Origin of the sequence: Micromonospora sp. NPDC050695 (assembly GCF_040654415.1) — a bacterium.
Classification (GTDB): Bacteria; Actinomycetota; Actinomycetes; order Mycobacteriales; family Micromonosporaceae; genus Micromonospora.
In genome coordinates this window covers 54,711-67,411 of record NZ_JBFAHZ010000006.1, presented here as the reverse complement: position 1 = coordinate 67,411, position 12,701 = coordinate 54,711, and the positions used below count along the sequence as shown (strand labels likewise).

Below are 12,701 nucleotides of genomic sequence, written 5' to 3'. Positions count from 1 at the left end.
TCAGCGCCGAGTGGTCACGAAGCCGCGGATGGTGTCGATGACGAAGTCGGCCATCTCCAGCGTGATGCCCGGATACACGCCGATCCAGAAGGTGTGCTCGGTGACGAAGTCCGAGTTGGCCAGGTCCCCCACGATGCGGCACGGCACGTCCTGGTACGCCGGGTGGCGGGTCAGGTTGCCGGCGAAGAGCCGCCGGGTGCCGATCTTCCGGTCCTCCAGGCACGCCACCAGCTCCTGGCGGGTGAACGGCGCCTCGGGCCGGACGCTGATCGGGAAGCCGAACCAGCTCGGGTCGCTGTCCGGGGTGGCCTGCGGCAGCAGGAGGCCGGGCAAATCCGCCAGCCCCTCGTAGAGGCGACGGAAGTTGCGCCGCCGGGCCTCGATGAACTCCGGCAGTCGGCGCAGCTGACTGAGCACCAGCGCGGCCTGCGGATCGGTGGCCTTCAGGTTGTAACCGACGTGCGAGTAGACGTACTTGTGGTCGTAGCCGGCGGGCAGGGTGCCCAACTGGTAGTCGAACCGCTTGAGGCAGGTGTTGTCGGTGCCGGGCTCGCACCAGCAGTCCCGGCCCCAGTCGCGCAGCGACTCGACGATCCGGGCCAGTTCGAGGCTGCCGGTCAGCACGCAGCCGCCCTCGCCGGCGGTGAGGTGGTGCGCCGGGTAGAAGCTCACCGTGGTCAGGTCGCCGAACGTGCCGGTCAGCCGACCGCGGTACGTCGAGCCGACCGCGTCGCAGTTGTCCTCGACGAGGTACAGGTCGTGTTCGGTGGCGAGGTCGGCGATCTCCGCGACGGGGAACGGGTTGCCGAGGGTGTGCGCGATCATGATGGCCCGGGTACGCGGCGAGATCGCCTCGGCGACCCGCTCGGCGGTGGTGTTGTAGGTGCCCAGCTCCACGTCGACGAAGACCGGCACCAGACCGTTCTGCAGGATCGGGTTGACCGTGGTCGGGAAGCCCGCGGCGACCGTGATCACCTCGTCGCCGGGCTCCAGCCGCGCCTCACCCAGCTTCGGTGAGGTCAACGCGGTCAGCGCGAGAAGGTTGGCCGACGAGCCCGAGTTGACCAGGTGCGCCTTGCGCAGCTTGTAGTAGGCGGCGAACGCGCTCTCGAAGCGCCGGGCGCTGATGCCGGCGGCGATCCGCATGTCCAGTGCGGCCTCCACGAAGGCCGCGCGGTCGTCCTCGTCGAGCACCGCCCCCGACGACAGGATCGGCGTCACCCCGGGCACGAAGTCTCCCGGCTCCTGCTCCCGGTGGTACTTCCGGGTCTGCTCGAGCACCAGCTCCTTCAGCGATGTCATCTCCGCGCCCTCTCCGCTCCACGATGGGTACGCCCATGGTCAACGGCGCCGGTCGAGGATGCGTCGAGGAACGGTGGAGGCACCGCCGGCCGGGTCGTCCCGGCCGGCGGTGCGGCCCGTCAGGCGCGGCGCCCCAGGTATGCGAGGAGCTTGGTCTGCTCGTCCGCGTCGGGCGGCACCTCGAGGGCGGGCCCGCTGACCATGCGACTGCGCACCACCTCCTCGCCGACCATCCGAAGCGCCTCCCACGCCTTGTCGATGTCGGCCTGCTCGATCCGCTCGTCCTGGTCGGTGGCCCGGGCCAGGTCCCAGCCGTGCACGACCAGCTCGGTGGAGACCGCGCTGTCGATCGCCTGGGAGAAGGTGCGCAGCCCGAACCGCCCGTCGAACTCCGCGCGGGCCTGCTCGGGGTCGTTCAGGCTGGTCTCGATCTGGTCGCGCACCCGCACGAACGCCTTGTACGGGTCGACGTCCACCCCGGGGCCCTCCGGCACCGGCAGGTCGACCATGTTCAGGTGGATCTCGTTCATCTCGACGACGTGCGCGACGAGGTCACGCACGGTCCACTCGGTGCAGGGCGTCGGCCCCGACCACGCGTCCGCTCCGACCGCAGCGATCCGGTCGGCGAACTGCGCTCCGAGTCGGGCGTACCGGTCAGCGACGGCTTGTTCCTCCGCCGTGAGACCCGCACCGCTCACCGACGGACCAGCCGTCCGTCCGGGCTTCACCGTTGACATACCGCTCTCCTGCCACTCGACGTCAGGTGGCCCCGGCAGACGCCTGTCCTGGCGCCACCGGGGCCCTACCTGTACGACGGTCGGCAGGCGGGAAAGTCATCGCCGCGCGGCCCGGCTCGGCGTGTCGTACACGAGTTGGCCTGCGGCGACACGGCGCGGGAGGGGCGGACGGGGCCGCCCGTGACTCAGTACTCGACGACGGCGCGGAACCGCGCCTCGCCCTTGGCGACCCGGTCGACGGCCTCGGCGACCCGGTGTGCCTCGAAGGTCTCCACCCACGGTGTGACCTTCCCCGCCGCGACGAGGTCCAGTGCCTCCCGCAGGAGGTGCGGGCCACCGTGGGTGGCGCCGGTGATCCGCTGCCCCTGGGAGAAGAACGGGTAGGCCATGGCCGGCGGGATGGTGAACGGTTCGATGCCGTCGATGCCGGCCAGCACCATCCGCCCCTGCACACGCAGCCCGGCCAGGCAGGCCGCGGCCGCCCGGTGGGACGGTGCGGTGAGGACGACCACGTCGGCGCCACCGGCGGCGCGCAGTTGCTCCCCGTCGGCGACCACCAGATCGGCGCCGAGCCGGCGTGCCGCGTCGTGCTTGTCCGCCGAGCTGGTCACCGCGATCGTCTCGTGCCCGCACGCCTTCGCGTACTGCAGGGCCAGGTGGCCGAGCCCGCCGATGCCGATCACGGCGATCCGGTCCTGCGGGCGGGGCTCCGCCGCGCGCAGAGCCGACCAGGCGGTGTAACCGGCGCACATCACCGGGGCGGCCAGCTCCCAGGCGAGCCCGTCGGGCAGGAGCACGGTCGACTCGGCGGCGGCCACCAGGTATTCGGCGTGCCCGCCCGGCGCGGTGAACCCGGTGGTCGTCGGCGCGGGGCAGTTCAGCGCGGTCTGGCCGGTCACCGGGAGGCCGAGGCGGCAATAGTCGCAGCGACCGCAGCCGGACCGTACCCAGGTCACCCCGACCCGGTCACCGGGCCGTCGGCTCGTCACCCCCACGCCCACCTCGACCACCTCGCCGACCGGCTCGTGCCCGGTGACGGCCGGGTCGACCGCCGGGAACGGCAGCATCCCCCGGGTGGCCAGCACGTCGTTCACGCACACCCCGCACGCCCGCACCCGAACGAGCACCTCGCCGGGGCCGGGTGAGGGATCCGCCACCTCACGCAACTCCCAGGCCACGTCGACTCCCGGCACAACCGCCGCTCTCATCACGAACCACCACCCGTCCTGTGCACGACTCGAAGGAGGAACTGTCCGGACGCCACGGCGTCAGACCGTCGGCGCGGACGGGATGCTGGCCCGCCCGTACCGCCCCTGCATGCTCGCCCCGCACCAACCGCCGGTACATCCTCGCGATTGCCGCACCACCGGGGCCGTCACGGCGATCCGGTCAGGACCGCCGGTCGGCGAGCGCCACCAGCGTCGCGACGATCTCGTTGGGTCCGGGCGTCGCCTGCCACGCCTCGCGTAGCGCGGTGGCCCCCTCCCGGAAGGCCGGCTCGGTGAGCACCCGCTGGATCTCCGCCCGGATCTCCTCGACGGTCTGCTTCTGGTGGTCGATCCGGAGTCCGGCACCCTGCTCGGTGACAAAGCTGGCGCAGGGAGTGGCCAGCAGGTTCTTCTCCGGGTGCAGCCACCCGGCCGCCTCCTCGACCGCCTCCTCCGTCGCGGTGGCGCCGAACTCCCGGCCGGCCCGGTAGGTGCCGCTGTCGGCCTCGGCCGGCGCGGCCGTCGCGGGCCGGAACAACAGCGAGTCGTCGGTATCGCAGACCAGTTGCGGGATGCCCGCGGCGACGGCGGAGCTGAGCGTCCCCATGCCGCCGTGGTGCACGAGCGCGTCGCAGGTGGGCAGCAGTTGGGTCAGCGGCACCCACTCGATCGCCCGCACGTTGTCCGGCAACGTGTCCACGGCCGCCAGTTGCAGCGGACTGAGGGTGGCGACCACCTCGACGTCGAGGCCGGCCAGGGCGGCGAGCAGTTTGGGGGTACGGCCCCAGTCACCGGCGACGTACCGGCGGGTCGATTCGCCCAGCGACACGGCGATCCGGGGCCGGTCCTGCGGGCGGGAGTACAACCAGCGCGGGAAGACCGCCGCGCCGGTGTAGGGAACCTTGCGCACCGGGACCTTCACCGTCGCGGTGGGCAGGCTGAGGCCCTTGGGCAGCGGGTCGACGGTGAACTGTCCGAGCAGGAGTTCGTCGTCGACGCTCACCCCGTACCTCTCGGCGAGCGGACGGACCAGGTCGGCCAGCGGGTCGTCGGCGAGCCCGGCGGCGCGTACCGCGGTGCGGTGCGCGGCCAGCCGCTCCTGGCTGTACGCGAAGTAGTCCAGGTTGCTGCCGAGCAGCCGCCCGTGCGCGGCTCCCGCGGCCCGTGCCGCCACCGCTCCGGCCGGGAAGACCAGATCCCACAGGACCAGGTCCGGCCGCCACGCGCGGGCGAACTCCACCAGGTCCGGCGCGTCGGACAGGTCGGCGCGGACGTAGTCCGAGGCGGGGTTGAGGTTCCACTGGTAGAAGGCGATCCAGTGCTCGCGTTCCTCCGGGCTCAGCCCCATGGCCCGCGCGTACGCGTTGACCTCCTCCGGGGTCGGCGGCTGCCGGGCGTCCTCGCGCAGCCGCGGCTCGGGCGCCCCGGCGTCACCCAGCGCGACCGGGACCAGGCCGGTGCTGGCGATGGTGTCGGCGAAGCCCGCGTGGGACGCGACGCGGACCTCGTGCCCGGCGGTCTGCAACGCCCAGGCGTACGGCACCACCGGGTAGAGATGCGCCACGGCGGGATAGACGGTGATCAGCACGCGCACAGGGTCCTCCTTGGGCACACGGGATGGCTCCGGTCGGTCTGGTGATCAGGATGCCGACACCGCGCCGGCCCGGCTTCTCCTGCAGTGCGCAGGCCGGCAGCCGTCCGGCCGACGGGCGGCACCATCGGTTGGCGGTGGGCAATCGGGAAGTTGCCGCCGTCTCCCGGCCGGTTGGACGATGAGCGCCGGACGACATCGGATCCTGCGGGCGATGTGTGTGTCAGCACGCGCAGACGACCCGTGGTCAGTGAGGGGTGACCCATGGCGATGCCCGAAGCCGTCGACGTGCCGGCTTTCCCGATCCCCCGGGAATGCCCGTACCGGCCGTCGGCCCGTCACGTCGGCCTGCGGGCGGACAGCCCGATGACCAAGGTAAAGCTCTACAACGGACGGACGGCCTGGCTGGTCACCGGGGCAGCACAGGCCAGGGCGGTGCTCTCCGACTACCGTCGGGTGTCGATCCGCCCGTACCACGGCAACTACCCGCTGCTGAACGAGGAGTTCGAGAAGGTCGTCGACAGCGGCTACGCGGACGTGCTGTTCGGGGTGGACCCGCCCGAGCACACCAAGCAGCGCTCGATGATCATGCCGAGTTTCACGCTGCGTCGTACCGCGCTGCTGCGCGACGACATTCAACGCATCGTCGACGAGAAGCTGGACGAGATGCTGCGCCACGGCGCACCGGCGGACCTGGTCTCCATGTTCGCCCAGCCGGTGCCCTCGATGGTGATGAGCACCGTGCTCGGCGTGCCGTACGACGAGCACGAGGACTTCGAGACGCCCGCGCACAAGCTCTTCGTGCCGGAACTGGCCGAGGAGGCCACGGCCGAACTGGGCGAGTACCTCGACCGGCTGATCCAGAAGAAGGAGAACGACCCGGGCGCCGGGGCCGTCGGCCTGCTCGACGACCTGATCGCCAACCACCTGCACACCGGGGAGCTGACCCGCTCGGAACTGGTGCACATCGCCATGGCGATGCTGGTGGCCGGCACCGACACCACCACCAACGTGATCTCGCTGGGCACGATGGCGTTGCTGGACAACCCCGAGCAGTGGGAGGCGCTGCGGGCCGACCCGGAGATCGTGCCCGCCGCCGTCGAGGAGATCCTGCGCTACGTCTCCCTGGTCGAGGCGTTCGCGCGGGTGGCGGTGGAGGACATCGACCTGGGCGACGGCAACGTGATCCGCAGCGGTGAGGGCATCCTGATCAGCTGCGCCGGGGTCAACTTCGACCCGGCGCACGTCGGGGAGCCGGACACGTTCGACATCCGCAGGTCGGCCAAGCCGAGCTTCTCGTTCAGCCACGGCATCCACCGCTGCCCCGGCGACAACCTCGCCCGGCTGGAGTTGGAGATCGCCTTCAAGACGCTGGTCGAGCGGATGCCGAACCTGCGCGCGGCGGCCCCCCTCGACGCTCTGCCCAGCAACAACAACGACGGCACCCTGCAGCGGCTGTACGAACTGCCCGTGCTGTGGTGACCGGCCCCGACGGCCACGAGGCGAAGGAGCAGCATGGCACAGCCCCGCACCGACCAGGCCGGTGACGTGACCGGCAAGGCCCTGGAGTACCGCGGCGTCGCCTACGACGCCGGTACGAACTTCGCCACCGGTCAGGGCGACCTGTCCCGGATGGCGTGGAGCAGGCGACAGATGCTGGAGGAGCTGAGCCTGATCAGCGACCAGCTCAACTGCAACTCGATCACCATCTACGGCAGTGACCTCGGGCGGCTGCGGGAGACCGCGGAGGCCGCCGTCGAGCGGGACCTGCACGTACGGTTGCAGCCCCGGCTCGTGGACCGGCCGCAGGGCGAGGTGCTGGATCATCTCGCCGAGGCGGCCCGGCTCGCCGAGGCGCTACGCCAGCAGGACGCCCGGATCGACCTGACGGTCGGCGCGGTGCACCTGCTGTTCACTCCCGGCATCGCCGACGGCGAGCAGTACCACGAGCGGATGGCGAACGCGTACGCCGACGCGGACCATCACCTGCTCAAGCCGACCGGCCGGATCGACTTCGCCGAGGCGGCGCCCCGGCTCAACGAGTTCCTGGCCAGGGCCAGCGGGGTGGCCCAGCAGGTGTTCGCCGGGCCGATCAGCTACTCGGCGGCGCCCTTCGAGCAGGTCGACTGGTCGCTGTTCGACCGGATCGGGTTGATGTGGCAGTACCTGCCGACGTACCACACCCCCGAGCAGCACCGGGCGGTGCTGGACAGCTACCGCCGCTGGGGTCTCCCCATCCAGGTCGCCGAGTTCGGCACCGCCACCTACCAGGGCGCGGAGCAGAAGGCGTTCTTCTTCTGGGACGTCGTCGACCGCTCGGGTGACACGCCACTGGTGTTCGACGGCGTGGTCCGTGACGAGGGCCGGCAGGCCGCCTACCACCTGCGGATGTTCGAGCTGTTCGAGCAGGCCGGGGTGAACGGCGTGTGGATCTCGGAGTTCATCCACCCGACCCACCCCCACTCCCCCGACCCCCGCCTCGACCTGGACACCGCCAGCATGGCGATCGTCAAGACCATCCGGGACGACTTCGCCGACACGAGTTCGACCTACCGGGTCGAACCGAAGGAGTCCTTCCACGCGGTCGCCGACCACTACGCGCACCTCGGCTTCCAGGCGGCCCGCCGCTGACCCTCCCGGCCGACCGGGACACCGTCCGGCCCGACAACCCACCGTCACCGCAGCCCGCGCGTCCGCGTCGGCACCCGGCCGGGGGACCTCGATGGTCCCCCGGCCGACCGGCGTCCCACCGTCGGCGCCGGGCCCGACCCCTCAGGGAGCACCATGCGAACCGCGCACCGGACCTGCCCGATCTGCGACGCCGTCTGCGGCCTGCGGCTTACCCTCGACGACCACGACCACGTCACCGCCGTCCGGGGTGACCCCGACGACCCGTTCAGCGGCGGGTACGTCTGCCCGAAGGGTGCCAGCCTCGGCCGGCTCGACGAGGACCCGGACCGGCTGCGCACGCCGATGGTGCGCGACGGGGACCAGTGGCGGGAGGTGACCTGGGAGGAGGCGTTCCGCCGGGTCGACGAGGGCCTGAGCGGGGTGATCGCCGAGCACGGCCGCGAGGCGCTCGCCGTGTACTTCGGCAACCCGACCTACCACACCATGGCGGGCTTCATGTACCGCGAGCCGCTGACCCAGGCGTTGGGCAGCCGCAACATCTTCTCCGCCAGCACCATCGACCAGATTCCGAAGCACGTCTCGACCGGCTACATGTTCGGCGACCCCTTCGCCATCGCCGTGCCCGACGTGGACCGGACCGACCACCTGCTGATCATCGGGGCGAATCCGTTGGAGTCGCACGGTTCGCTCTGCGCCGCACCGGACTTCGCCGGCCGGTTGCGGGCGCTGCGGGCACGGGGTGGCCGGGTCGTCGTGGTCGACCCGCGCCGGACCCGGACCGCGGCGTTCGCCGACGAGCACCTGCCGGTCCGACCCGGCACCGACGCGTTCCTGCTCCTCGGGATCGTCCACACGCTGTTCGCCGAAGGGCTGACCCGGGTCGACATCGAGGTGGAGGGGCTCGACGAGATGCGCGCGCTGGCCGCCGAGTTCAGCCCGGAGGCGGTCTCCCCGGTCTGCGGGGTCGGCGCCGCCGACGTCCGGCGGCTCGCCCGGGACCTGGCCGCGGCCCCCACCGCCGCCGTCTACACCAGGGTGGGTACGTCCACCGTGGAGTTCGGCACGGTGGCCCAGTGGTTGGTCGACGTGGTGAACATCCTGACCGGCAACTTCGACCGCCCCGGCGGGGTGATGTTCACCCGGACGGCGGCGCTGGAGATCTTCCGCACCGGGCAGCCGTTCGCCACGGGCCGCTGGCACAGCCGGGTCCGCAAGCTGCCGGAGGTGCTCGGGGAGATCCCGGTGGCGACCCTCGCCGACGAGATCGACAGCCTGGGCGAGGGGCGGATCCGCGGGTTCGTCTGCATCGCCGGCAACCTGGTGCTCTCGGCGCCGAACGGGCCACGGCTCGACCGGTCGCTGCCCGACCTGGACTTCATGGTCGCGATCGACCCGTACCTCAACGAGACCACCCGGCACGCGGACGTCATCCTGCCGCCGCCGCGGATCCTCCAGATGCCGCACTACGACTTCCTGCTGCTGATCGTGACGGTCCGCAACTACACCCGGTTCTCGCCGCAGATCCTGCCGCTGGCACCGGGCCAGCCGTCCGAGGCCGAGATCATGGCCCGGCTGCTGCTGATCATCTCCGGTCAGGGCGCCGACGCCGACCCGGCGCTGGCCGACGAGGCGATCCTCGACGCGGTGCTGCGCGGCGGCACCTCCGTACCGGGCTCACCGTTGGCCGGCGCGGACGTGGCGCAGCTGCGCGCCGAGCTGACCGGTGACAGCGGCCCGGAGTTGATGCTCGACGCGATGCTGCGGCTCGGCCCGTACGACCTGTCGCTGGAGAAGCTGCGGGCCAACCCGCACGGCATCGACCTGGGTCCGCTGGAGCCGCGCCTGCCGGAGCTGCTGCGCACCGCCTCGGGGCGGGTCGAGCTGGCCCCGCCGCAGCTGACGGCGGACGTGGCGCGCCTGCGGGCCCGCTTCGCCGGGCCGCAGCCGGAGTTCCTGCTCGTGGGCCGCCGTCAACTGCGCTCGAACAACAGCTGGCTGCACAACACCTCCACCCTGGTGGGCGGCAGCAACCGCTGCACCCTGCACGTCAACCCGGCCGACGTGGCCCGGCTCGGGCTCGACGGGCATGCCGTCGTCCGGTCCGCCGCCGGCGAGGTGGTCGTCGCGGTCGAGGCGAACGACACGGTCATGGCCGGCGTGGTGAGCCTGCCGCACGGCTGGGGGCACCGCCGGACCGGCCAACGGCTGGCGGCCCTGGACCCCGGGGTGAACGCCAACGCGCTCACCGACGAGACGGTCGTGGACGTGCTGTCCGGCAACGCCGTGTTCAGCGGGGTGCCGGTGACCGTCGCGCCGGCGCTGGCGCCGGCCGACTGACCCGCACAGCGCGGCGCCCCCGCCCGATCCGGCGGGGGCGCGTCGACGGGCGGATCCCCGGCGGGTTGGCGACGCTGCCACCCACCGGGGATCGTCCACCGGCCGGCCGGGGCCGGCGGCGGGGTCAACGGGGTACGGCCGGAGCACGCTCGCCGCGTCGGGGGTACGCCCAGAGCCGCATCGCGGGCCGTTCGACGAGGGTGTAGAGCACCCAGGAGACGAGGATGCAGACCAGGTAGACGCCCACCAGGAACGCGATGCCGGTGACCGTGTCGAACTGGTACGGCTGATACGCCGCCCGCACGCCGAGCTGACCGTTCACCGCGGCGTGCAGCAGGAACAGGACGTGCACGTGGACCAGGAAGAAGGCGTAGGAGATCTCGCCGAGCCACACCATCGGCCGGTTGTTCAGCAGTGATCCGCGCCCGGCCACGTCGCCCGCCGCGGCGGCGGTGATCAGCAGGGCCATCGGCACGAGCAGCACCGACTGGTAGCCGTCCATCAGGCTCAGCGGCACGGTCGCCGCGTAGACCACCACCAGCAGCAGCGCCGGCAGCAGGGGACGCAACCCGATCCAGCGACCCGAGATCAGGATCCGGGCCATCGCCATGCCGACCAGGAACTCGAACAGTCGCGCCGGCGGGAAGAAGTAGACGAACCACTGTTCGGTCCAGCTCAGCGTGGTCGACATCGGGCTCAGCGGCGAGTCCGGCAGCGCCGCTCGGGCGATCACCGGCAGCAGCATCGCGCCGGCGGTGAACAGCCCGGCGGTGAGCCAGAGCCGCTGCGGCCGGATCCGGTTCACCAGCGGCAGCAGTGCCGGGAAGAGCGCGTAGAACAGCAGCTCGACCGAGAGCGACCAGGTGACGCCGTTGACGGCGAACAGGTGGTAGTTCGGGTCCGGGAGGAAGCCCTGGATGAGCGGGAGGCTGGCCAGGGTCGGCCCGAGCATGACCGGCAGACCGGCGACCAGCATCAGCGCCAGCACGCCGAGATAGACCACCACGTGATTGGGAAAGATCTTGAAGAAGCGTCGGCGGTAGAACGATCCGGTGGTGTCGGTCGACCGGGCCGACCAGGTGAGGACGAAACCACTGAGGACGAAGAAGAAGGCGACGCCGACCGAGCCGGTGTTGTGGGCGAGGATGCCGTACACCTCGTTGACGTCGTCGTTGCGGAACATCGGGTAGATCAGCCCGTGCCCGATGAACACCAGACTCGCGGCGATGATGCGCAGTGCGGTCAGGGATGGGAGTCTCGTCGGAACGGACTCCTTTGCCTGCGTCGCCGCCTCGTCTATCGCTGTCATATTCGCGGCCGTCCTTTCCAGGCGCCAGGCTTGTCTACACGGCTAACGCGACTGGCATTTGCGTTGCCGGCAATCTAGCAACGTGGATCCCTCGCCAGTTCTCTCGAATTGCGGAATTGCGGGTGGGTGCGGCCGGCCGGACCGGGCACCCGCACCGCCCATCGCAATCCGGAGGATGCGCAGGCCAGCCGAGGGACGAGACGGTTGACAGCGTCGTGTCAGCAGCAGACCGCGCCGTCCGCGGGACGAGGAGTTCCGCCTTTCCTCACGAGGGGTGGCCATGGCCGTGCCAACGAAGACCACATCGGAGCCGGGCTCGGCGGAGCTGCCGAGCTACCCGATTCCCCGGGAGTGCCCGTACCGGCCGTCGCCGGAGACCGCCCGGCTCCGTGAGCCTGGACCGATCTCGAAGGTCCGGCTGTACGACGGCAAGGTCGCCTGGTTCATCACCGGGCCGACCGAGGCCCGCGCCCTGCTCGCCGACCGCCGGGTCTCCAACCGCTCGGACTTCCCCAACTACCCGGTGATGGACGAACGCCACACCCGGATGCGGGCGACCCGCGAGATGGCCAAGGAGGAGGAGGGCGGCTTCGCCGGTGCCCTGTTCGGGGTGGACCCCCCGGAGCACACCCGGCAGCGGCAGATGCTCGTGCCACGGTTCACGGTGCGGCGGGTGGCGGTGCTCCGCCCCGAGATCGAGCGCATCGTCGAGGAGTGCCTGGACGCCCTCATCGACGAGGGATCGCCCGGCGACCTGGTGTCCACCTTCTCCACCCCGGTGCCGACCCGGGTGGTCTGCGCCTACCTCGGCGTGCCGTACGCCGACCGGGCCATCTTCGAGCCGCTGACCCGCGACCTGTTCGAGCCGGAACGGGCCGACGAGGCGATGGAGTGGCTGACCGCGTACCTGACCGGCCTGGTCGAGGCGCGGCAGGCGCAACCGGCCACCGGCCTCATCGACGACCTCATCGCCGGGCAGGTCTCCCAGGGCACCCTGACCCCGAAGGAGCTGGTCTCCTTCGCGATGGCGATCCTGGTCGCCGGCACCATCACCACCTCGAGCATCATCGGGCTGGGCACCCTGGCCCTGTTGGAGAACCCGGACCAGTACCAGCGCCTGGTGGCCGACCCCGACCTGGTGCCCGGCGCCGTCGAGGAGATGCTGCGCCACATCTCGCTGGTCGAACAGCTCGCCCGGGTGGCCGTGGAGGACATCGAGATCGGCGGACACGTGATCCGGGCCGGAGACGGCATTCTGGTCAGCTTCGCCGGCGCCAACCTCGACCCGACCGTCACCAGTCACCCGGACACCCTGGACGTCACCCGGCCGCCGTCCAACCACCTCGCCTTCAGCTACGGCATCCACCACTGCCTGGGGCACAACCTGGCCCGGCTGGAGCTGGACATCGCGTTCCGCGCCCTGGTGCGGCGGCTGCCCGACCTCCGGCTCGCGGTGCCGGCCGCGCAGATCCCCACCTTCCAGAGCGGGGACGTCCAGCGCCTGGCCTGCCTGCCCATCGTCTGGTGAGCCGCCCTCCGACCGCCACACCGGGCGCCCCGCCCGACGACCTGCCCACCCGCCGCAG

Annotated in this window: 9 protein-coding genes; 4 read left to right on the top strand and 5 right to left on the bottom strand. The window is 71.5% G+C overall.

Annotated features, from left to right (window positions below; genetic code table 11):
• The 4 genes from rfbH to AB0H52_RS06275 all read right to left on the bottom strand — a co-directional run bounded on the left by rfbH (window position 1) and on the right by AB0H52_RS06275 (window position 4,841).
• Entirely contained in the window at window positions 1-1,302 is a 1,302-nt protein-coding gene (gene rfbH, locus AB0H52_RS06290) for a lipopolysaccharide biosynthesis protein RfbH (RefSeq protein ID WP_151487827.1), read from the bottom strand.
• A gap of 119 nt (window positions 1,303-1,421) precedes the next feature.
• Window positions 1,422-2,039 carry a TIGR03086 family metal-binding protein gene (locus AB0H52_RS06285; protein ID WP_151487826.1) on the bottom strand — a complete coding sequence of 206 codons (618 nt, stop codon included), beginning with the start codon at window positions 2,037-2,039 and terminating at the stop codon, window positions 1,422-1,424.
• Between the two features lie 185 nt (window positions 2,040-2,224).
• The gene (locus AB0H52_RS06280; protein WP_151487825.1) at window positions 2,225-3,247 is read right to left on the bottom strand and encodes an alcohol dehydrogenase catalytic domain-containing protein; all 1,023 of its coding nucleotides are present in this window, start codon (window positions 3,245-3,247) and stop codon (window positions 2,225-2,227) included.
• A gap of 181 nt (window positions 3,248-3,428) precedes the next feature.
• On the bottom strand, window positions 3,429-4,841 hold the full coding sequence (locus AB0H52_RS06275; protein ID WP_151487824.1) for a nucleotide disphospho-sugar-binding domain-containing protein: 1,413 nt from the start codon (window positions 4,839-4,841) through the stop codon (window positions 3,429-3,431).
• Window positions 4,842-5,102: 261 nt separating this feature from the next.
• Here AB0H52_RS06275 and AB0H52_RS06270 point away from each other — a divergent pair, with 261 nt between their 5' ends.
• The 3 genes from AB0H52_RS06270 to AB0H52_RS06260 all read left to right on the top strand — a co-directional run bounded on the left by AB0H52_RS06270 (window position 5,103) and on the right by AB0H52_RS06260 (window position 9,806).
• Window positions 5,103-6,320: a cytochrome P450 gene (locus AB0H52_RS06270; protein ID WP_225854101.1), complete on the top strand. Its 1,218-nt coding sequence runs from the start codon at window positions 5,103-5,105 to the stop codon at window positions 6,318-6,320.
• 33 nt (window positions 6,321-6,353) lie between these two features.
• Complete coding sequence (locus AB0H52_RS06265; RefSeq protein WP_357945611.1) at window positions 6,354-7,469, top strand: abortive infection protein; 1,116 nt, start codon at window positions 6,354-6,356, stop codon at window positions 7,467-7,469.
• 153 nt (window positions 7,470-7,622) lie between these two features.
• The gene (locus AB0H52_RS06260) at window positions 7,623-9,806 is read left to right on the top strand and encodes a molybdopterin-dependent oxidoreductase (RefSeq protein WP_357945608.1); all 2,184 of its coding nucleotides are present in this window, start codon (window positions 7,623-7,625) and stop codon (window positions 9,804-9,806) included.
• A gap of 124 nt (window positions 9,807-9,930) precedes the next feature.
• Here AB0H52_RS06260 and AB0H52_RS06255 read toward each other — a convergent pair whose 3' ends face one another.
• The gene (locus tag AB0H52_RS06255) at window positions 9,931-11,115 is read right to left on the bottom strand and encodes an acyltransferase (RefSeq protein ID WP_357945605.1); all 1,185 of its coding nucleotides are present in this window, start codon (window positions 11,113-11,115) and stop codon (window positions 9,931-9,933) included.
• A 280-nt stretch (window positions 11,116-11,395) separates the two neighbouring features.
• Here AB0H52_RS06255 and AB0H52_RS06250 point away from each other — a divergent pair, with 280 nt between their 5' ends.
• Complete coding sequence (locus AB0H52_RS06250; RefSeq protein ID WP_357945602.1) at window positions 11,396-12,643, top strand: cytochrome P450; 1,248 nt, start codon at window positions 11,396-11,398, stop codon at window positions 12,641-12,643.
• Window positions 12,644-12,701 lie beyond the last annotated feature (58 nt).